The organism is Apilactobacillus zhangqiuensis (genome assembly GCF_019656215.1).
In the GTDB taxonomy this organism is placed as follows: Bacteria; Bacillota; Bacilli; order Lactobacillales; family Lactobacillaceae; genus Apilactobacillus; species Apilactobacillus zhangqiuensis.
Genome location: NZ_BPLK01000001.1, coordinates 224,835 through 244,884, shown reverse-complemented (window position 1 = coordinate 244,884; position 20,050 = coordinate 224,835). Strand labels below are relative to the sequence as shown.

Annotated in this window: 19 protein-coding genes; 6 read left to right on the top strand and 13 right to left on the bottom strand. The window is 36.7% G+C overall.

What is annotated here, in order from left to right; translation table 11 throughout:
- The first annotated feature begins 67 nt into the window (after positions 1-67).
- Entirely contained in the window at positions 68-712 is a 645-nt protein-coding gene (locus K5Q07_RS01165; protein WP_220729214.1) for a hypothetical protein, read from the top strand.
- Between the two features lie 54 nt (positions 713-766).
- Here K5Q07_RS01165 and K5Q07_RS01160 read toward each other — a convergent pair whose 3' ends face one another.
- Complete coding sequence (locus K5Q07_RS01160) at positions 767-1,378, bottom strand: LemA family protein (RefSeq protein WP_220729213.1); 612 nt, start codon at positions 1,376-1,378, stop codon at positions 767-769.
- A gap of 16 nt (positions 1,379-1,394) precedes the next feature.
- Positions 1,395-2,252 (bottom strand): TPM domain-containing protein, encoded by an 858-nt coding sequence (locus K5Q07_RS01155; RefSeq protein ID WP_220729212.1) that lies wholly within the window; start codon positions 2,250-2,252, stop codon positions 1,395-1,397.
- Positions 2,253-2,377: 125 nt separating this feature from the next.
- Here K5Q07_RS01155 and K5Q07_RS01150 point away from each other — a divergent pair, with 125 nt between their 5' ends.
- Positions 2,378-3,550, top strand: a complete 1,173-nt coding sequence (locus K5Q07_RS01150) for a tetratricopeptide repeat protein (RefSeq protein WP_220729211.1) — start codon at positions 2,378-2,380, stop codon at positions 3,548-3,550.
- 43 nt (positions 3,551-3,593) lie between these two features.
- On the opposite strand, the gene pnuC is transcribed toward K5Q07_RS01150, so the two are convergent.
- Together pnuC and K5Q07_RS01140 are read right to left on the bottom strand one after the other, a co-directional pair.
- Positions 3,594-4,346, bottom strand: a complete 753-nt coding sequence (gene pnuC, locus K5Q07_RS01145) for a nicotinamide riboside transporter PnuC (RefSeq protein WP_034532248.1) — start codon at positions 4,344-4,346, stop codon at positions 3,594-3,596.
- Positions 4,347-4,549: 203 nt separating this feature from the next.
- Complete coding sequence (locus K5Q07_RS01140; protein WP_220729210.1) at positions 4,550-4,909, bottom strand: hypothetical protein; 360 nt, start codon at positions 4,907-4,909, stop codon at positions 4,550-4,552.
- Between the two features lie 120 nt (positions 4,910-5,029).
- On the opposite strand from K5Q07_RS01140, the gene K5Q07_RS01135 reads away from it, so the two are divergent.
- Complete coding sequence (locus K5Q07_RS01135) at positions 5,030-6,400, top strand: class II fumarate hydratase (RefSeq protein WP_220729209.1); 1,371 nt, start codon at positions 5,030-5,032, stop codon at positions 6,398-6,400.
- A 44-nt stretch (positions 6,401-6,444) separates the two neighbouring features.
- Here the strand turns inward: K5Q07_RS01135 and K5Q07_RS01130 are convergent, their stop codons facing one another.
- From K5Q07_RS01130 to K5Q07_RS01110, 5 genes are all read right to left on the bottom strand, one after another.
- The gene (locus K5Q07_RS01130; protein WP_220729208.1) at positions 6,445-7,149 is read right to left on the bottom strand and encodes a CPBP family intramembrane glutamic endopeptidase; all 705 of its coding nucleotides are present in this window, start codon (positions 7,147-7,149) and stop codon (positions 6,445-6,447) included.
- Between the two features lie 87 nt (positions 7,150-7,236).
- Positions 7,237-8,034 (bottom strand): CPBP family intramembrane glutamic endopeptidase, encoded by a 798-nt coding sequence (locus tag K5Q07_RS01125; protein ID WP_220729207.1) that lies wholly within the window; start codon positions 8,032-8,034, stop codon positions 7,237-7,239.
- Between the two features lie 97 nt (positions 8,035-8,131).
- On the bottom strand, positions 8,132-9,745 hold the full coding sequence (locus K5Q07_RS01120) for a putative glycosyltransferase family protein (protein ID WP_220729206.1): 1,614 nt from the start codon (positions 9,743-9,745) through the stop codon (positions 8,132-8,134).
- Between the two features lie 181 nt (positions 9,746-9,926).
- Positions 9,927-11,546 (bottom strand): peptide ABC transporter substrate-binding protein, encoded by a 1,620-nt coding sequence (locus K5Q07_RS01115; protein ID WP_220729205.1) that lies wholly within the window; start codon positions 11,544-11,546, stop codon positions 9,927-9,929.
- A 361-nt stretch (positions 11,547-11,907) separates the two neighbouring features.
- Positions 11,908-13,530, bottom strand: a complete 1,623-nt coding sequence (locus K5Q07_RS01110; RefSeq protein WP_220729204.1) for a peptide ABC transporter substrate-binding protein — start codon at positions 13,528-13,530, stop codon at positions 11,908-11,910.
- Between the two features lie 187 nt (positions 13,531-13,717).
- On the opposite strand from K5Q07_RS01110, the gene K5Q07_RS01105 reads away from it, so the two are divergent.
- Positions 13,718-14,446, top strand: a complete 729-nt coding sequence (locus K5Q07_RS01105) for a gamma-glutamyl-gamma-aminobutyrate hydrolase family protein (RefSeq protein ID WP_220729203.1) — start codon at positions 13,718-13,720, stop codon at positions 14,444-14,446.
- A gap of 38 nt (positions 14,447-14,484) precedes the next feature.
- On the opposite strand, the gene K5Q07_RS01100 is transcribed toward K5Q07_RS01105, so the two are convergent.
- Both K5Q07_RS01100 and K5Q07_RS01095 read right to left on the bottom strand, forming a co-directional pair.
- Positions 14,485-15,189 (bottom strand): class I SAM-dependent methyltransferase, encoded by a 705-nt coding sequence (locus K5Q07_RS01100; RefSeq protein WP_220729202.1) that lies wholly within the window; start codon positions 15,187-15,189, stop codon positions 14,485-14,487.
- 99 nt (positions 15,190-15,288) lie between these two features.
- Positions 15,289-15,846 carry a TetR/AcrR family transcriptional regulator gene (locus K5Q07_RS01095; RefSeq protein WP_220729201.1) on the bottom strand — a complete coding sequence of 186 codons (558 nt, stop codon included), beginning with the start codon at positions 15,844-15,846 and terminating at the stop codon, positions 15,289-15,291.
- Positions 15,847-15,959: 113 nt separating this feature from the next.
- Between K5Q07_RS01095 and K5Q07_RS01090 the strand changes: the two genes are divergently transcribed.
- On the top strand, positions 15,960-16,712 hold the full coding sequence (locus K5Q07_RS01090; protein WP_220729200.1) for a sulfite exporter TauE/SafE family protein: 753 nt from the start codon (positions 15,960-15,962) through the stop codon (positions 16,710-16,712).
- Between the two features lie 38 nt (positions 16,713-16,750).
- Here the strand turns inward: K5Q07_RS01090 and K5Q07_RS01085 are convergent, their stop codons facing one another.
- Positions 16,751-17,458: a YdhK family protein gene (locus tag K5Q07_RS01085; protein WP_251067604.1), complete on the bottom strand. Its 708-nt coding sequence runs from the start codon at positions 17,456-17,458 to the stop codon at positions 16,751-16,753.
- Between the two features lie 194 nt (positions 17,459-17,652).
- Here K5Q07_RS01085 and K5Q07_RS01080 point away from each other — a divergent pair, with 194 nt between their 5' ends.
- Positions 17,653-18,795 (top strand): hypothetical protein, encoded by a 1,143-nt coding sequence (locus tag K5Q07_RS01080; RefSeq protein WP_220729199.1) that lies wholly within the window; start codon positions 17,653-17,655, stop codon positions 18,793-18,795.
- 39 nt (positions 18,796-18,834) lie between these two features.
- On the opposite strand, the gene budA is transcribed toward K5Q07_RS01080, so the two are convergent.
- Positions 18,835-19,548 (bottom strand): acetolactate decarboxylase, encoded by a 714-nt coding sequence (budA, locus tag K5Q07_RS01075; protein WP_220729198.1) that lies wholly within the window; start codon positions 19,546-19,548, stop codon positions 18,835-18,837.
- Positions 19,549-20,050: the final 502 nt, after the last annotated feature.

Sequence of the window (20,050 nt, the reverse complement as noted above, 5' to 3'; positions counted from 1 at the left end):
GGGTAGTCGTTTTATTTATGCTTAAAAGTGCTAAAATAAAGTTGTATAAATTACGTGGAGGCGCAATATGAAAAAATTATCAATTATTGGATTTGCTTTATTAGCAGTTGTAACACTTAGCGCATGTTCAAATTCAAAGACCAAGCAAAAAGCGGACCAATCTAATAAGCCCACTAAGTACGTCAAACTAGTCAACGAAAATAATCAAACCAAACTAGTTACTAAAAAAGGTAGCATTACTTTCTACAAGACCTACCGCGGTACTAGTTATGATAATAATGGTAAGAAACGTTTTGACATGGTTCTCTACAGTTTCAAAGCCACTAATAACTCAGACAAGATGCTAACAGCTGGACAAATTGTAAATAACACTAAGCTAATTGCATCAGCCAAGGTCGATGGTAAGGAAAAGAAAATAGATCAACCACTTGCCTACTCATCCGCCTACACCAACAAAAATGCTGGCGAACAAGCTAAATTGAATCACTTTGAACAAAGTTGGGAAAACGAACCAATTCGCCCACATCAAACTATCATTGTAACCAGTCCTGATGCCTTTCAATTAGTTGACAACGGCAATAACCAAAATGTATTAGTAGTTACCCAAGATAACTACACTAAGAAGGCCGTTATCAGTCAAAAACACAACAAACTATCACTATCACAAATTCACGCTAAGAAAGTTAATAAAGCAATCGATATCGTGAAGTAATAAAAAAACGTTGAGAATTTAATCTCAACGTTTTTTATTTTTGCGTATATATAATTAGAAGTTAACTGATGGTGCGTTTTGCGCATTTGAATCAGCAGTGAAGTAGTTAACCTTCTTGTGACCAGTCATACCGGCAACGATTGATCCTGGGAATTTAACAATCTTATCGTTGTAATCTCTAGCTGCTCGGTTATATCTGTTTCTTTCAACACTGATACGGTTTTCACTACCTTCTAGTTGAGCCATCAATGTTTGCATGTTTGAACTAGATGCAAGGTTTGGATAAGCTTCCTTAATTGATCCAACCAAGATGTTTAATGAACGCTCTTGAGTGTTTAAAGCATTTACCTTATCAGAAGTTGAACTGGCATTATTGTATTGGTTTTTGGCGTTGTAGTATTGAGTACGCGCCTTAGTGATGTCACCGTAAACTGACTTTTCCTGTTTTTGTTGACCCCTAACGGCATTAACCAAGTTAGGAATTAAATCAGCACGACGTTGTAGTACTGTTTGAACTTGACCTAATTGTTCTTCAACGCCTTGTTCGCTGGTAGCCATGCTGTTAGCTGACTTGATAAAGCCACCGATTAGAGCAACTAGCACAACAACAACGATTGCTAGTGATATGAACCAGCCTTTTTTGTAAAATGGTTTATTTTCAATCATAATTTATCTCCTTAATTTAAATTGAGGAACCTCCGCCCCCAAAGTTTCCGCCACCGCCAGATGAGCTAAATCCACCAGATGATCCACCACCAAATGAACCGCCACCTCTGGAGTTTCCTAATCCACCAAGCAATGAGCCAATGATGAAGGCATCGCCTGAATCAAAGCGACTATGACCGCCACCACCGCCATTACGGTGGTTATCATCGTCATCGCCGCCACCTTTTATTATCCAGATGGCTGTTCCAATGATAACAAGAATCACGATTGCCAATAAGATTCCAGCAAATGAATTATTGTGATTTTGTTCTGCTTCTGCTTTGGCGTCCTTTAGTGATTTATTGGCGTAGCGTTTATCGAGAATTGATGCAACTCGATGAAAAGTATTTTGCAATCCTTGGTTTACTTCATCATTATTATTTGATTTCAATAATGATTTATTATCCTGAAGAATTTGGTTGGTGGTAGCATCCGGCAAGATGTCTTCAACACCGTATCCAGTGGAGATACGGACATTATTCTTACCACCATTTTGGGCAAATAGAATTAATACCCCATTGTCTAAGCCCTTTTTACCAAACTTCCATCTGGCATTATCTAGCAAACTATCAGAATAACCGTCGATATCTTGATTTCCAGTACTTTTAATGGTCATCATGACTATCTGTGGTTGAGTTTTAGTTTTTTGATATTCTTTTTCTTTATTGATTACCAATTGTTTAGTCTTATCAGTCAATATATTGGCATAATCATCAACAACATACTCTTTGGTAGGTGTTGGATTGGTGCTTTCTGCGTGACTTGTGATTGGCACAAACCATATCAAAGCAACCAATGGCAAGACGATTGCAGCAAGCCATTTTAGTCTTTTCAATCTATCTCCTCGCTTCCCCCTTTTAATTAGCTTCAATATTACATAAATCCATATTAATAGTAAAGTTTTTTATTTTCGCAAAAATGATTATAATAGACATATAAATTCAAGTCAGGAGTTTTCAAATGGACGCTATTGAATTGGGCAAAGACAAAACCCAACAATTAAATAAATTCATCGAACTAGCAACACAATGTATCGATGACAATAAAAGAGACGACGCCATTTCTTTGCTAAGCTCTGCTATTTCACAATACCCAGCAGGCGTTATGACTACTGAAGAAATCGAGGGTAAAATCCCAAGTCGTTCTGAAATTTTAACCAAACTAGGAATTATTTTTACAGAATCCGGATCAACATTAGACCCTACCGGAGTACATTTATTCAAACAAGCCATTTTATACGATCACAAATACGTTGCGGCAAACTACTACTTAGGTAAAATCCTAATGAATAACGACAACATTGCCGAAGCAAACGAACTAATGGAACGTGCTTTACACAACAGTGTTGAAGGTGATCGTTTCTATGGACCTGCTAAAAAGGCAATCGATGAAATGACTACAATGACTGACAGCAAGGATCCCATCTTTGCCACCGATTACCTAATCGGTCAATCAATGTCACATGCGCTAATCGACAGCCCCATCGGAACATTTAAAAAGATGAGTTTTGACAAGATTGAAAACAAATACGACGCTAACGTTCAAATGTTTCCAACCGATGCCACTACTAAAAAGTTAGACAACATTCGTGAATTTAATTCCAACCATGGTTTTAAACAAACCAGTTTCGAAGAATTCCTACCAGCTCATCTGCCACTATTTGAAGAACATAACCAACTTTCTTTGATGTTAGGTGAAGGATACACACTAATCGACATGGGGGCAGAAATTTATGACGTTTGTGGACTAAACATCGAACCTCAATTGACATTTACGTTCTACAAACTAATTAATAATGAAACAAACTGTTACTCATACCTATTATTAGCCGGTAAGAGTCCGTTAGAATTAAAGGACCGTCAACTAAGCAACGACGACAATTTCGAATACGACACCCGTATTTTTGACGTCTACAAGAATAAAATTTTCTTTGATTCAGACAACATGATTAAGTTCACCCTTGCACTAGCTAAAGACTATTTTGATGATGATATTACTTTGGATAACATCGAAAACAAGTCCATCAACGGTGTGAAAGATGAAACATTCAACCAACTACTAGAAATCCATGATGACTTTAACATCAACGATTCACGTGTTCGAATCATCATTGATACTGATATCAAAGCATAATAAAAAAGCTACCATTAATTGGTAGCTTTTTTATATGTGATTATTAAGCGTCAGCTTCCACTTTTTCAGCGTAAGCTTGTTCTTCCTTCATTAAACGTTTCTTTTCACGTTCGTTGAACCATGGTGAAACAGTGAAGGCTAGGATATCGTTAGCAACGTAAATTGCTGAGTTAACAAACATAGCAAGTGTTGCTGATCCTTCTCTGAAAGTAATGAACCATAGAACGACTTGGGCTAGTCCTGAAGCTAACCACCAGAAGTATTGGTTGTTGTAACGTAGGAAACAGATGATTCCGGCAGTTAAACAAACAGCAAAACTAAATGCGTCGTAGAATGGACGTGGTTCATTAGTAAGTGCCTTGATAGCAAAACCAGAAATTAAGTAAACGGCAAGAGTGAAGATAATTGAAATTGCCCAACTCTTAGCAGTGAACTTTCTGATTTTTGAAACCATGTTAACGTTCCAATCAGTACTTAAAAGAACTGGAATATCTAGTGTAATAACGTATGCTAATTGTTCACCGATACTTAAGTAGTTCTTAGCTGAGAAACCAACGATGATGAAACAAATGGCTGATAAAATTCCTAGCACTCCGTTAACTGACTTAGCAGCGTTAATTGCTAGAACACATAGTACACCTAGAGTTGTACCAATAAATGTTAGAATTGAAAGCCATGTAATTGGTGCGTTCACCAAGGTCATAACTTGAGCACCTAAACTAAAGAAGAATAAGTAGTAATTTTGTTGTGGCCAACCCTTTAGTTGGTGGGCCAAAAATTTAAAATAAGCTGACACAATGAAAAACCCCTATCTCTATATTTGGAACCTAAAATATGTATGCATACAATATATAGTGTTCTTTCTTAAAAACAACACCATATATATTACCATGCTCAATATTTTTTGCAAGGGTCCCTCAATTCAAGATAAGGGTCAAATTACCATGATTACGGTAATAACTATATATTTAATTTTTTTATTTTTATTTTTTAGAAAAATTAGTGTTTATTTGAACCAATTACGACCGAACCAGCCAGGATACTGATCAACATAAACACAATAATTCCAACCGCGGAATCGTTGAACAGTTTTACTGACAGAATCGCCGAAATTATTAAGACAGAAAAAAAGACAATTGATTCTAACAATTGATTATTTGATTTCTTTTCAATATGAAAAAGAAAGGAAACCACCCTGTTGGCTCTGTTGAATAATACCACCAAAAAGTACACCAATAGTAATAATAATCCAGTCAGTAGCCAATTAAATCTAAGCATTTCTGATAGTAAAACTGCAATGGATAACGGCACCCATAAGACAAGCAATTCTGCGATAAAAAATCTTAAGTCAATATGCATGAACCATTGCCACTCCTACATAATATCTATATTCTATTGTATCATCTGGTCAATGTTTTCGGTAGTAAGAGCATGGCAAAATGGCTATAATTGTCATATATTCTAATAAAAGGACTTGATATGATGGAATTTCGCATTGAACACGATTCATTGGGTAAGGTCAAAGTCCCAAAGGACGCTTTATTTGGCCCCCAAACACAACGTAGTCTACATAATTTTAACATTGGTCGCACCATGCCAATGGAAGTCATCTATGCACTTTTGAAGATTAAAAAAGCGGTCGCTTTTGTTAACCACAACAACCAAACACTAGATAATGAAAAGTACGTCGCTATTGAAGATGCAATCGACAAACTAATTACTGGTGACTATAAGGATGCTTTCCCACTTCACGTATATCAAACCGGTAGTGGAACACAAACCAACATGAATGTTAATGAAGTGGTTGCTAACCTAGCCAACCAACTACATCCAAACGCGCATGTGCATCCTAACGATCACGTCAACCAATCACAAAGTTCAAATGATACCTTCCCTACTGCCATGATGATGGCAGCATATCAAGCCACCAACAGTGTCATTAAGACCGTTGAAAATTTAATCAATTCTTTTGATAAGAAACAAAAGGAATTTGAATCAATCATCAAGATAGGGAGAACTCATTTGCAAGACGCTACCCCAATCACCGTTGGTCAAGAAATCAGTGGTTGGAAATCAACACTAGAACACGACGTTGTCACTCTAAACGCCATCAAACAATCACTACTAGAATTACCAATCGGTGGAACCGCCGTTGGAACTGGTCTCAACACCAAGAATGGTTTTGACCAAGACGTTGTTAATACAATTAATCAAAATGAACACACCAACTATAAAGTAGCCGAAAACAAATTCCATGGTCTAGCAGACCACTCTGAAATCACATCAGTTCATGGTATTTTTAAGACATTGGCATCAGACTTAATCAAGATTGGAAACGACATTCGTTTTCTTTCTTCCGGACCACGTGCTGGATACAATGAACTATCAATTCCAAGCAACGAACCCGGTTCATCTATCATGCCCGGTAAGGTTAACCCCACTCAAATCGAGGCATTAACCATGGTTTCCGCAAAGGTATTTGGAAACGATGCGACCATCACATTCGCCAACAGCCAAGGAAACTTTGAAATGAACGTCTATAAACCAATTATCATCGATAGTTTCCTTGAAAGCACCAAATTATTAAACGAATCAATCAAGTCATTCACAGAAAAATTAGTCGATGGATTAACCGTTAACGTCGATCGTATCAACGAACTATTGAACAACTCGTTGATGTTGGTAACTGCCTTAAGCCCACACATTGGTTACGAAAAGAGTGCCAAAATTGCGCAATGGGCTGAACAAAATAACACCACACTAAAGGAATCAGCCAAGCATTTTGATATCGCTGAAGCCGATTTTGAAAAATGGGTTAACGTTTCAAACATGACTCATCCAAACAATTAAATTACTGCACACAAAAAGCAATGCCTCAATGAGGCATTGCTTTTTTAGTGATAATAATAATAACCAACAATTGAAATCGTCACGGCATTTAATACCATGTGCATAATAATTGCGGCTTTAACGTTTCTAGTTTGATTATATAGCCACGCCATCCAAAAACCATATTGAGCAAAGAAGATAAACGAGAATAAGTTATGATATCTCATATGGAATAGACCATAAAAGAATGCTGAAACAATCTCGCCCAACCATCTCCACTTATCGGAAAACGCTACGTCTAGGACATACGCTCTGAAGACCAGTTCTTCTAGAATTGGCGACAAGAAGACAAAGGCAATAATCAATAAGATCATTGACCAAGTATTGTCGTATAGATCTTTTGAAAAGTGAATTGCTTCAATCTGGAATCGGTTTTGGAAAAAAATATCGAACATGAATATATAAGCTTGGGCAATTAAAAATGCCATTACAGTTGCGAAAGCTGTTAGTTGATAGTCCTTTAGACTTAGCATCTTAAATAGGTTCCCGTTGCCGTACCGTCTGTACGCATAAACCGCGAAGTTCAGCATAATGACATAGGCTCCAAAGAATTCAACCGTCAAAGCCAAATTTTTAAAACTGGCCTGATTGGATTGAATATATTGAATGGGAATAAACTGAATCGAACTAGCAACCATGCAGATTAGGCAAAAACCGACGAAACCACGTTTTAAGAGGTGGTCTGATCTCCAAGTGTCACTATCACGCACCGTTCATCCTTCTTTCTAGATGTTATCAATGTTAAACATTTTATACTCTTATATAATACTCAAGATGTATTTTATCATTGAACGGTGTTAGAAAATCTTAAGTTTTGGTAAAATTTTGTTGTCAGATGGCTTGTGATTAATGATTGAGACGGCAATGATTGAGTAAATTAATACATATAATGTTAGTCCTATCCATTGACTGCTTTGAACAGTTGTATAATTGGTTGCTGACATCCCCTTAACCAATGTCACCAAGAAATCATAGATAAAATGTAGTGCCATTGGAACAATAATGGTCCCACTCTTGATGTATACCGCACCTAATAGCATTCCTAATGCCGCAGCATTGATTACTTGAAGGGAAGTATAACCAAATGATTGGCTGGTAAGGTTAATGTAGTGGAATCCACCAAAAATTAGTGCTGAAATAACCAAACTGGCGATTACTCTCCATTGGGCAGTTGATTTTCTCGTCATCAATTTTAAGACAAACGCTAAAACGATTCCTCTAAACATTAATTCTTCTGGCAATGCAGCAATTGCTCCAACGTCTAGTGCTAACCAGAAATGTTTGTGTCCCATACATGCCATTACAATGGTAAAGCAGACGACTAGAAATACAAGCCACCCTACTTTCTTTTCACTGGGTTTAAAGAATATCTTTTGTTGAATGATGAAATAATTCAACAAGCAAATGACAATCACCGTAACAATCTTATAGATATTAAGGTAAATGTAAAAATGGTCGTTTGGGTTAAACGATATTAGTGGGAAAATGAATCTATAAACACGTAACATCACATAATCATCGATTAATAACTCCGAAATGACCAGGAGTGGAATTAAGATCCATTTCCAGTTATCTTTAATTCTTTGGTTTAGCATTTCATCACATCCGTTAAATTAATTATAGGTTCATTCTATCATACAAAGTTAAAGCAAAATAAAAAGCAGCCGTTAATGGCTGCTTTTTTTATCTTATTTAATTATTTTTTACTGCATACTTTCTGACAATCGCAAAGATTAATAGAATCATCCCGATAATTGTAAACAAGTATGAAAGTAGTTCTTTCTTAGTGCGATGCACAATAATTTGAACGTGATGGCGACCGGCGGAAAGATTGGAAATGACTAGCAATGAATGCTTATTAGATTTTGGTTTAACGAACTTACCGTCAACTCGTACTTCGTATGAAATGCCCTTATAGTATAAGAATGGCAATGCCATCTTCTTGATTGGCACCAGTGTTTTAAACGAGTACTTACCATTACCTAGTAACTTCACCTTCAAGTGCTGATTACCATCGTAAGTCGCAAGATGCTTATTGGTATTTTTAAATGAATTGACCGCAGCACTTGGGAAATAATCAACGAAGCCATAATTGCTGAAAAGCATATTTTTGAAATCACGATTGTTATCCAAACGATACTTTCTACCATCTGCCACAAACTTACTAATCAATTCCACATAACTCTTGGTTTCGTTAACGACCGTTTGTTGTGCATTTAATTGAAGCAATACGATTGCCAACGTTGCGACCACAATGGCTGCCCAAGTAAACGATGATTTTCTAAACATTTTCACGACGACTTCAGCAAAAATATAGCAGAAAATTAATTGTGGAATAATGTTTAGACGCCACGTGAATTGAAGTGAGTCGTTAATGCCAGTCTTAGCCACTAAATCCCATGGGAATAGCTTGCTACATAGGACTAAGAAGCCTATTCCAACAAATAATAATTGCCTTGAATATTTATCAAGGCATGTAAAGAAGATAATTCCAAACACCAATCCCAATAGATTGATTACGTTGAAGTATGGGTTCACACTATTATGAATAATTGATGAATACCAAATATTCAGACTAGCTCCAGAGAGCTTCCAATATGATGGTGGTAAGCTAATCGAGTTATTACCGACAATAATTATAAACGGAATCCAATACAGTGCTGTTAACAAGACAGTTAATCCCACCGCTTTGCTTAGTGCAATTATTTTATCCTTGTGGAGAATCTTAACAATGTTGATTAATGCCATCACGATTAAGAATAAGATGGTAATCGAAGTATTCACCACGTGACACATGATGATGGCACTCATCCCGAGCGCTAATTCAATCCAGTCGTTTTTCTCTAGTAGGTTTAAAAAACCAAATAGAACTAGTGGTAGATAAATAATGGATGATGAGCGTCCAATATCATAACTAAGTACCGTGTGGAACAAGATGGTCGCAGCTAGCGTGTAGCCAGATGCGAAAATAAAACTAATCTTACGACTGCGGTTATAGCTATAACTGGCGAAGTATGCCACAAGTAAAGCAAAGAAAGTCCGTAACAATAAGACGGTATAAACTAATGGAATAAACGATTTGATTACGAAAGAAAGTAATACAATCGGAATCATCCCTAGTTGTGGATACAATGCCATCACGGTTGAACCGGTCTGATTATATCGATCCAACGCTACTAGCGGGAAGAGCTGTTTATGAACCAAAGACTCACGCAAATCCCATATGCGTTCCCAATGAAAAATCAAGTCAGATCCTACCATAATAAACTTGTAGTGCCACATAATTGCGACACTTACCAAAGACATGACCATAAAAATCAAGATTATAATCGCATGATTGCGCCAAAATCCATGCAGTTTACTTTTAAGATTCATTATCGTTCAATTCCTCTAATCATTTTTAATATCCATAATTATACCATTATTGTAAAAATCTAAACTTTAAAAAAATAAAAAGGTCATCCCTCATCGGATGACCTTTTTTGAATTATTTAACGTAAGTTTCAGAGAAGTCCCAAATTGGGCCGTTTCCATAGAAACGAACATTTTGAATATCACTCTTAATTAGTTCAGCTTGGGCTGGTTGGAATAGCGGAATTAGACCTTGGTCGTTTAATAATACCTTTTGTGCATCTGCTAAATCATTCCAACGTTTTGCTGGATTCAAAGCATCGTCGTTGTTTGATTTATCAATCAACTTGTCATATTCAGCATTGCTCCACTTAGCTGTGTTCATTGCATTAGTTGAGTATCTAATGTTTAGAGGTGAGATTGGATCACTGATTGAAGGACTCCAACCTGTCACAGCAACTTGGTATTGACCGCTTAGGAAACGAGCAGTCGCAACAGTGTTTGGAAGTAGTGTTAAGTTAACTTTCAAACCAGGTAATTTGGAGAATTGGTTTTGAATGAATTCGACGATTGGCTTAGTATCTTCACCATTGTTACTGTTGATTGAGATTGTTAAGTTCTTCTTACCGATTTCACTTAGACCTTTCTTCCATAGTTTCTTAGCTTGTTCAGTATCCCCATTCACAGCTGATGAAACGCTAGCGTAGTCGTTAAAGTCCTTGCCGTTACGTGATGCTAGTGTATCTGGAACAATTCCACGTGCTTGAGTTGAACCATTACCTAAAACATCATTTAGCAATTCTTTTCTATTAATGATTAGTGATAGAGCTTTTCTGATGTTGACGTTTCTAAATGCTGCTTCATTTTTATCACTTAGTGATAGGTATCTTACACTGTAAATCTTTCTCAAGTGGAAATCCTTAGAGTTCTTGTAACTGTTATATTGTTGTTTACCAACTAAAGTGGTTTGGTCCAGCTTACCGCTTTGGTATTCGTTCAAAGCAGTTTGTGGGTCCTTAATAACTGTGTACTTGATGCTGTCTAGTTTTGTCTTGTCAGCATTGTAGTATTCCTTGTTCTTAGTTAAAGTCCATGAATCATTAGTACCATTCCAGTTAGTAATCTTAAATGCACCATTGTATAGCATTTTGCTACTTGTGGTACCGTAGCTTTTACCATATTTCTTAACAGTGCTTTCTGACTGTGGATAGAAGATTGGTAATACTAATAGGTTCAAAAAGTATGGTTGTGGCTTGGTTAACTTAACTTGTAGTTTGTACTTACCAATAGCCTTTACCCCTAATGCATCTGGTGATAGTTGCGACTTAGAAATGGCCGCATAGTTTTCAATGTTTGCCATGTAGTAAGCTTCTTGTGAAGCAGTCTTTGGATCTGCACTGCGTTTAATTCCGTATTCGAAATCCTTAGCAGTTAATTCTTGGCCGTTGCTCCACTTGGTGTGTTTCAATTCAAATGTGTATGTCTTTCCATCCTTTGAAACATGGTAGCTCTTAGCGGTTGCTAAACGCACTTTATTACTGCCATCTGGAGATACTAAACCAGAAAAAGCATTATATACGGCTTGTTGAGTATTGGTATCAACAGCCTTTGATGGATCAAGTGACGCGATGGATGCGTTTGTCATCCAATTTAGGTGTTTCTTGTTGCTTGATTGGCTCTTATTACCACAAGCAGTTAATACCAAACCTAATAACGCTGTGGTCAAAATAATTGATAATATCCGTGACTTTTTCATATCCATACCCCTTTGTTCAATAAGTACTTCTTTACATAGATGGCCATCTAAAAAAAGAAAAAGGGTGTCATGATTCTACGCTAAAAAGCCGAACCATGACACCCTGTTATAATCTAATTAAAAAACGTTTTCTTGATTAGAAAATAAGAATAGAGTTCATGCTTCGATATTGACAACAACACATTTGTTCTTCGTTAAACATCTTCATAATGAACTCCTCCTTACATTTTATAAAAATGATACATCCGAATGAAAATTTTATCAACCCTAATGACTCGCTTTTTTTGACGACAAACCCGAACGTTAGATATAAGCGCATGCCAAAACAAAAAGCCACCTAAAATTTGGTGGCTTTGATATTTTACTTGATGTAAGCGTGAGAGAAGTCCCAAACCGGACCATTTCCTAGGTACTTAACACCATGAATATTAGTCTTCATTAATTCTGGTTGAGCCTTTTGAATCAATGGAATAATTCCTTGATCATTTAAGATTACTCGTTGAGCGTTAACTAAATCAAAGAAACGTTTATCCTTGTTATTAGCGTCGGAATTGTTGGAACGGTCAATGTACATATCATACATTGAGTTGCCCCACTTAGAAGTGTTGATTGGACTAGTTGAGACCTTAGTTTGTAGTGGTGAAATTGGGTCACTGATTGATGGATCCCAACCTGAAACTGAAAGTTCATAGTCTGATTTTAGTGAACGACCAGAAGCAACGTTGTTAGGTAAGATTTGCGCACTTACCTTTAAGCCTGGAAGCTTATCTAATTCAGTTTGTAAGAATTCAGTCACAGCACGACTAGTTTGGTCATTATTGTTCATAATTGAAATTGATACAGACTTCTTACCAATTTCCTTTAATCCCTTAGCCCATAGTTCTTTAGCCTTAGTCATATCACTGGTTGTGGCATCTTTTACAGTAGCGTAATCGTTGAAGTCTTTACCATTCATGTATGCTAGTGTATCTGGAACTAATCCTCTAGCAGCAGTTGAACCATCACCTAAAACATTTTGGGTTAGTTCTTCACGATTAATTGCTAATGATAGTGCTTTTCTTAGGTTTTTGTTCTTTAGAGCAGGAACCTTACTTTGGTTAATTGATAGGTATTGAACCATAAATTGTTTGTGATTTACAAAATCCTTATTGTTCTTGTAGCTATTAACTTGTTGTTTACCAGCTAGTAATGTTTGATCCAGCTTACCTGATTGATATTCATCCAATGCAGTTTGTGGGTCTTTAATCACCGTGTAGTTGATTTTCTTTAACTTAACGCTGGTATTATCGTAATAATCCTTGTTCTTTGATAGTGTCCAAGCGTCATTACTACCCTTCCAATTTGTAACGGCAAATGGTCCGTTGTATACCATCTTGTCTGAGGTTGTACCGTAAGCAGTTCCGTATTTTTCAACGAGTGCCTTTTGTTGTGGGTAAAAGACAGGTAAAGCTAGCACGTTTAAGAAGTCGGCTTGTGGCTTAGTCAAAGTAATTTGCAACTTATTGTCGCCCATTGCCTTAACGCCTAGCTTATCAGCTGACATTGCACCAGTCTTAACCTTATCGTAGTTCACAATGTTGGCCATGTAGTATGCCATTTGTGATGCTGTCTTAGGATCAGCACTACGTTTAATTCCGTATTCGAAATCGTGAGCAGTAACCTTCTTACCGTTACTCCACTTAGTGTTTCTTAAGATGAAAGTGTAAGTCTTTCCACTATTAGTAATCTTGTAGCTCTTAGCAATTGCTAAGTCCATCTTATTTCCTTTATCCGGAGTGACCAAACCACGCATTGCGTTGTATAAAACTTGATCACTTGTAACGTCAACGGCCTTAGAAGGATCTAAGGTGGTCAATGTTGTGTTACTCATCCAATTCAATGAATCTGTTCTAGATGTTTTATCTGATGATTTACCGCAAGCGGCAAGCACCATTGATGCAGCTAAAGCTAGCACACCTAGTTTTGCAATTGACTTGAACTTCATGAAACTTCATCTCCCCGTTTGAAAACTATTCCGTCATAATTTTCCACAATATGTAATAAAAAATAGCACATCTGAAATGCCAATGCAATCGAAAATGTCGTGCACTAAGGAATATAAGTGGAAAATATTCGATAAAATGATAGAATAACAATATTATCACTAAATTTATAAAAAGGGATTGATTCATATGCGTATTGGAGTTACTTCAGACATCATCTTTAGTCAAGACGAACCCTTCCGCCAAAGAGAAGGTCATTTTGCCCAAAGAACTTTGATGAACTGCTTATTAGATAACAACATCACTCCAGTTATCTTTCCAGTTGGAAAGCCAAGCATGGCTGCTGAATTATTAGAAACTGTCGATGGCGTTATCTTGACTGGTGGTCCAGATGTATTGCCCAAGTATTATGGCGAAGAACCAATTGCTCAAATTGGTCGTACATTTGAAACCAGAGACGAATTCGAACTAGCGTTAGTTAAACAAGCAATTAGAATGCACAAACCAATCCTAGCTATCTGCCGTGGATTACAAATCGTAAACGTTGCAATGGGCGGAACTTTGTACCAAGACATCGGTGCCCAATTCACCCCACAAAACGGTCTACCACAATTACAACACGAACAAAAGGCCATCGGATACTCACCAGTACACCACATTAGTATTGATGAAGATTCATTATTAGCCAAAACATTCGGTACCAGAGCATTCGTTAACTCATTCCACCATGAAGCCGCTAAAGATGTAGCAGATGGACTACACGTTGTGGCTCGTGCCGATGATGGTATGATTGAAGGATTAGAAAACGACGACAAGTCAATCCAATGTGTGCAATGGCATCCAGAAAACATGTGGGATCAATACGACGAAGAAAACCAATTATTCGTTGATTTCTTCAACCGTGTTCACCACTTCTAGACAAAATAAAAAGTCGACCTTAATCAGGTCGGCTTTTTTTATTTATTAGTAACTTTAATTGCACGTAGGAAGAAGAAACGTTCAAATCTTCTGTGCATGTATTCAACTTTTAATCCTCTGTTTTCAAATTCCATGGCATATTTCTTTGTCATGCGAGGAGTGTTTACCATAAAGATTGTTCCCTTATCAGCAACTACACGGGCCATTTCAAATGCAATGTCTGTGTAAACTGATTTCTTAGGAGTACTCAATTGGTTACCATTTGCAGAAATGGCAGTAATAACGTCGAATTCTTTGTCATCAAACGGTAGATTTTCAATATCTGCAGTGGTGATTTCAATACGGTCTTTAACGTTTTCTAAGTATGCATTTTTTTCAAGGCGTTTGATGGTGTATTGGTACTTATCTTCAACACCGTAAACTTTGTTTAGCTTGGTATCACGGGCTAGCTTGATTAAAGCATATCCTGTTCCTGTACCTAAATCTAATCCCTTATCCTTGCCTTCGAACTTGTTTTCTTCAACGAATTGACGAACAAAGTTCTTCTTAAAGGTAACACTTCTAAATAGTGCCCAAATAGCAATTAAAATTAAGATTACAACATACATGTAAAATCTCTTTTTGTGGTCTAAAGCAATTGATCCTAATAGGCTAAGTGCACCAATGATTGCAGCAGCAATAATGTATGGTTCGTCAGTCTTGTATCTGTACCAATGTTTTACCCAACCGGTAAATTTTTTCATTATTATGTATCCTTTCTAAAAAACACTCTGAATATATAATAACAAATATAATCCAATTTACTTAAAAAATAAAATAATTTTTTAAATTAAATGGTGGATTTAAGAATTCTTTAAAGCATCTAAACTAAGATTTAACATCTCAATAAAACTAGCTTCTGCCTTTACCTCTGGGCTTTTAAACCAACCAGTTCCAACGTTTAAAATGTCACCAACCACTAAACTTCTAATTAATCGACTGGCATTCAATAGTTTTTTAGCATCAATGTAACTTTGAAGCATATGATCCAATAAAGCCTTTAGTTCACTAAATGCGTCAGTAACAATTTGATAATGATTAGTACGATGATGTGAAATGACAAATTGGGCTAGATTAATGTGTTTTACCCCCATCTTTCGAAATGTTAGCGATAAATAAATAACCCCATCATGGCCACTTTTGCCAAATGTTTTACGTTCAGCAATCTGACAAGCAGCGGAGATGACCGTGCCAACAATCACATACTCTAGTTCTTTTTGATTCTTAAAGTAGTTGTATAACGATTGTGACGTAATCTTCATCTTTCGCGAAATAGTCGAAAAAGTTAACTTGTCACCCTTTTCAATCATGATAATCGCCGTTTTAATGATATCTAGTTTTGAAATCGTCGCTGTTCTCACATTGAGGCCCCCAAGCATATAAATTGATAATTACATATTGAATGCTATAATTACACATTGTAATTAATAAAACGTAAAAAAGCAAACATTCTAAATCAGAGAGGAACATTATCATGTCTAGTATTATCTTTTTAGTCGCCTTCGGTATTGTTGTAGGAATGCTAACTATCCTATTGGGTGGCGGTGGCGGTGCCATCTACCTAGGAGTCCTAACCGGTGTCATCGGTTTAAATGCTGCGAACGCAGCATCCACTTCATTAGTAACTAGTTTGCCACCTCTAATCATCGGAGCAATCAGCTACTACCGCCAGGGTAAGATTGATGTCAAAATCGGAAACCAAATGTTAATCGCCGCTTTACCATCTGTAGTTGTCGGATCGATTCTATCTCACTTCATCCCCGATTCATTCTACAAATGGATTATTGGATTAATCATGATTATTTTAGGTGTCAACATGTTAAAAAAGACCAAGTCGATATCTGAAGCAACCATAGATAACAATAGTAACGACCGTTTAAAAGCCTCGCTATACGGTTGTTTAGCTGGTCTAATGGTTGGGGTTGCTGGAATGAGTGGTGGTGCTGTCATCACAGCCGGCCTATTCATCTTAGGTCTAGAAACATTTAACGCCACTGCCACTTCAACATACGTCTTGGCATTCATGTCCACCGTTGGTATGTTGTTTCATTTAGCTGGTGGATTCATCGATTGGCATGCCGGTATTCCTCTAACATCCGGAGCCATTGTCGGTGCTATCATCGCACCAATGTTGGCTAGCGGACTTGCCAAGAGTTCCATTAGCAAATACCTAAAGCCATTCATTGGTATCATGTTAGTCCTACTTGGAATTAAATCACTACTATAAATAAAAAGACCTGACGAATGTCAGGTCTTTTTTTGTTATTACTTAATTGCTTTTAGTTCTTGTTGAGTTAACCACTTGTGGTTCTTCATAACCATGTGAGTCTTAGTATCCTTGAAAGTTACAACGTAAGCAGGTCCCTTGTGAACCTTAACAATCTTACCTTTAGCACCCTTCATGTATTTCATATGATCAGCTAAAACAGTAACCTTCTTACCAGCTTTTAGGGCACCCTTTGCTTTTAATTCGCTAGATACTACCCATTTGTGGTCCTTAACCATCTTGCCACCATTAGTTGGCATGAAGTCAATTTCGTATAGGTTGGTCTTGTATACACCAGCTACGGTAGCTTTGGCATTGTACATACCTTCCATGTGCTTAGCCTTTAAAGTAACCTTTTGTCCTACGTGGAACTTAGCGTGAGTAGCTTTCTTCAAGCCCTTTGGTAGCTTAGAATTCATGTTCATTTCTAAACCATCCATCATCATTCCACTTGTCATTGAGTGTTTCATGCTCATCTTCTTTGAAGATTTTTTATTCATCTTCATAGTCGATTTCTTAGTGGCAGTCTTCTTTGCTGACTTCTTAGTCATCTTCATTGATGATTTCTTGGTAGTCTTTTTGTCCATCTTCATTGATGACATGTCGTGCATGTTGCTCATTGAATCAGCACTTGCAGCTACACCTGATAGTAGTGAAAGTGATAATGCAGCTACTGAAAGTGAAGTCATAATGTTTCTTTTCTTCATATTTGGCACCCCTTATAAAATATGTTTTACATTAATAAATCTTGCTTGATTAAAAATATATCAAAACAGATTTAGTTTGTCTACAAATGTAACCCGAAATAATTAAAAAAGATTACAAAACTCTAAAAATGTAGAAAATCATCTAATTATAAGTTAAGATGGTCATAATATTTATATGAAAGAAGGATTCATTAATGAAGTTTCAAAAAAGCATTATGACAGCTTTAGCCAGTGTCGTATTAATCGCTACACCAGCTGTTGCCGCCAATGCCAGCTCACTACCAAGCAAATCTTCCAGCTACTGGAAACAAGCACGTGTAGTTACCACTACTAAGAAAATCGTGGCAACTGAACATAAGGTAGTTAAGAAAAACATCTCTAAGAAGGTTTTAAAGAAGGTTAACATCAACAAGGGAACAAAGATTTCAGTAACTCACGTTAAGGGTAACGTATGGAAGATTTCTGGTGTTAAGACTCCTAAAAACACCGTTTTAACTACCAATCAAGCCAAAACAACTTGGATGAAACAAGTAGCTAAAAAGACTACCACTAAAAAAGCAACTAAGGTAACTGTAAACACTAACAAGAATGTGCCATTATACGCAGTTACTAAGAAGACTACTGTGTACGGATACAAAGTTAAAAACAACGCAGTCGAAAGCAAAAAAGTTATTAAGAAGAGTACCATTGCTAAAAATAAGATTGTGCTAGTTAGAAAATTAAATAAGGGCCAATGGATGCTAATTGGTGGTAGTGTTCCTGCACTTAAAAACGGTGTTTGGATTACCAAGACCACTAAGTCTAACTGGATCAAGCGCGTTCCTGTCTACGCTACCAGCAAGAAGACCGTTCCTACTAACGACTTAAGCACTAAGTCAGCTAATGATGCTTACTATGCGTTAAACTCACCTATCAGCACTGGCAAGACTGTTATTAATTTTGGTGACAAAGTTAAGGCCATGAAGGTTGACGATTCAAACAACATACTAGTAATTGATGGTAAAAACTATAAATTTTCAATCAGCAACAATCAACCCTACGCTATCTCATCAAACACACTAGTATTAAAACTAGCTAGCGGAAACATTGGATTACAATCACTATATAACCCCGGCGACAGTCGTGTAATTCTTCCAAAGACTTACACTCCTGCCAATGGCGATCAATGGTTCCAATACAATCCAAAACAAAATAACTACAAGGTTTACGTATACACCGCTTCTCTAGAAGGTTGGTTATTCCGTGAAACATTTACACCAAAGCAAACTACCACAACCAACACTACTGCAAGCTCTACTAACACAAACCAATCAACTGGTAACACTACTAACAAGTAAATAAAAAGGGACTGACAAAGATGTCAGTCCTTTTTATTTTTATTCAGCTTCTCCGATGGCACCAGCAATGTCATCCTTTGAGAAGTCATGTTTCATAAAGTCATCGTTTGATGATGGTAGTTTTTGAATTAATTCATCAAGTTTTTGAACCTTGATATCACCTGAAACCATTTCAAAGTCTAATAAATGGCCCCCTATTGATTTATCATCAGCCAAGAAGTGAAGATGGAATCCTCCAACAGATGCACCATTGAAGATTTGTGGTGAGAAGTAACCAATCACTGTTCCTTCAACATCTTCTGCTTCAAATTCATTTTGTTGGTGAGCACATTCAACTAGTGTTGGATATGGTTTCGATTGCTTATGAACTGATCTAGTCTTTACAGATTTGAATGTTCCATGAGCGCGAACTGAGAAGAAAGTATTGTTCCAGTCTAATTCAGAAGATACTTTTTCTTCTAAATCTTCCATTTTTACCAACGCATGAACGTTAGCTAGATGTTCGAAGTTAGCAAAATGAACATCACCAAACGGAACCATGAAATCATCATCTAGTTCGTTGACATTACCGTCACCATCGATTTGATATGCGACACCGTCTAAAACGACTAGTTCGCCATCTAGACCGTCACCGGTACCGATACCGGTATCACCGTGTTTTAGTAGTTCTTTTAATGGTAGAGTTCCTTCGAATAATCCAGGAACTAACATTGCTAATGTACCGTATTGGTACAAGGCATTAGCATTATTCATTACTTTTCATCTCCTAATTGATTTATTCAAGTTTATCACAAACCACTACATATGGATAAAAAAATAACCGATACCTACGACAGTATCGGTTATTGATGGAGAAACTAAAATTATCCAGTGCCTTGAATAATTTTAATTTGCAATCAGCTTATTTATGGAATATCGATTCACGTAAGAACAGGTTTGCTCTTTGTTTACTAATTATATTCAGGGAAGAATTCATAATCATTTTTCTGGAGTGAGCTTACCATGAAAGTGCATAATAATATTTATATGAACACATGCAAACGTAATAAATGTTTTTACTTTATTTATCTACTTATGGACGAGAGAATTAATTTATAAACTCGGGGAAATTCATAAATTAACGGATTTTTGATCTACTACTTACCAGCGCGACTTGATACGCAGCAGAACTAGAGATAGTTTTATAAGAAAGTGTATGAATAAAGTTCTCAAAGAAAGTTAGACTAAGGTTACACGATTTCATGATAGTAATTTG

What these genes read in the sequence shown, in the direction of transcription:
- K5Q07_RS01165 (WP_220729214.1), top strand. Translation starts at nt 68, where the DNA reads ATGAAAAAATTATCAATTATTGGATTTGCTTTATTAGCAGTTGTAACA.
- K5Q07_RS01160 (WP_220729213.1), bottom strand. Translation starts at nt 1,378, where the DNA reads ATGATTGAAAATAAACCATTTTACAAAAAAGGCTGGTTCATATCACTA.
- K5Q07_RS01150 (WP_220729211.1), top strand. Translation starts at nt 2,378, where the DNA reads ATGGACGCTATTGAATTGGGCAAAGACAAAACCCAACAATTAAATAAA.
- K5Q07_RS01140 (WP_220729210.1), bottom strand. Translation starts at nt 4,909, where the DNA reads ATGCATATTGACTTAAGATTTTTTATCGCAGAATTGCTTGTCTTATGG.
- K5Q07_RS01135 (WP_220729209.1), top strand. Translation starts at nt 5,030, where the DNA reads ATGATGGAATTTCGCATTGAACACGATTCATTGGGTAAGGTCAAAGTC.
- K5Q07_RS01125 (WP_220729207.1), bottom strand. Translation starts at nt 8,034, where the DNA reads ATGCTAAACCAAAGAATTAAAGATAACTGGAAATGGATCTTAATTCCA.
- K5Q07_RS01120 (WP_220729206.1), bottom strand. Translation starts at nt 9,745, where the DNA reads ATGTCTTTGGTAAGTGTCGCAATTATGTGGCACTACAAGTTTATTATG.
- K5Q07_RS01115 (WP_220729205.1), bottom strand. Translation starts at nt 11,546, where the DNA reads ATGAAAAAGTCACGGATATTATCAATTATTTTGACCACAGCGTTATTA.
- K5Q07_RS01110 (WP_220729204.1), bottom strand. Translation starts at nt 13,530, where the DNA reads ATGAAGTTCAAGTCAATTGCAAAACTAGGTGTGCTAGCTTTAGCTGCA.
- K5Q07_RS01105 (WP_220729203.1), top strand. Translation starts at nt 13,718, where the DNA reads ATGCGTATTGGAGTTACTTCAGACATCATCTTTAGTCAAGACGAACCC.
- K5Q07_RS01100 (WP_220729202.1), bottom strand. Translation starts at nt 15,189, where the DNA reads ATGAAAAAATTTACCGGTTGGGTAAAACATTGGTACAGATACAAGACT.
- K5Q07_RS01090 (WP_220729200.1), top strand. Translation starts at nt 15,960, where the DNA reads ATGTCTAGTATTATCTTTTTAGTCGCCTTCGGTATTGTTGTAGGAATG.
- K5Q07_RS01085 (WP_251067604.1), bottom strand. Translation starts at nt 17,458, where the DNA reads ATGAAGAAAAGAAACATTATGACTTCACTTTCAGTAGCTGCATTATCA.
- K5Q07_RS01080 (WP_220729199.1), top strand. Translation starts at nt 17,653, where the DNA reads ATGAAGTTTCAAAAAAGCATTATGACAGCTTTAGCCAGTGTCGTATTA.
- budA (WP_220729198.1), bottom strand. Translation starts at nt 19,548, where the DNA reads ATGAATAATGCTAATGCCTTGTACCAATACGGTACATTAGCAATGTTA.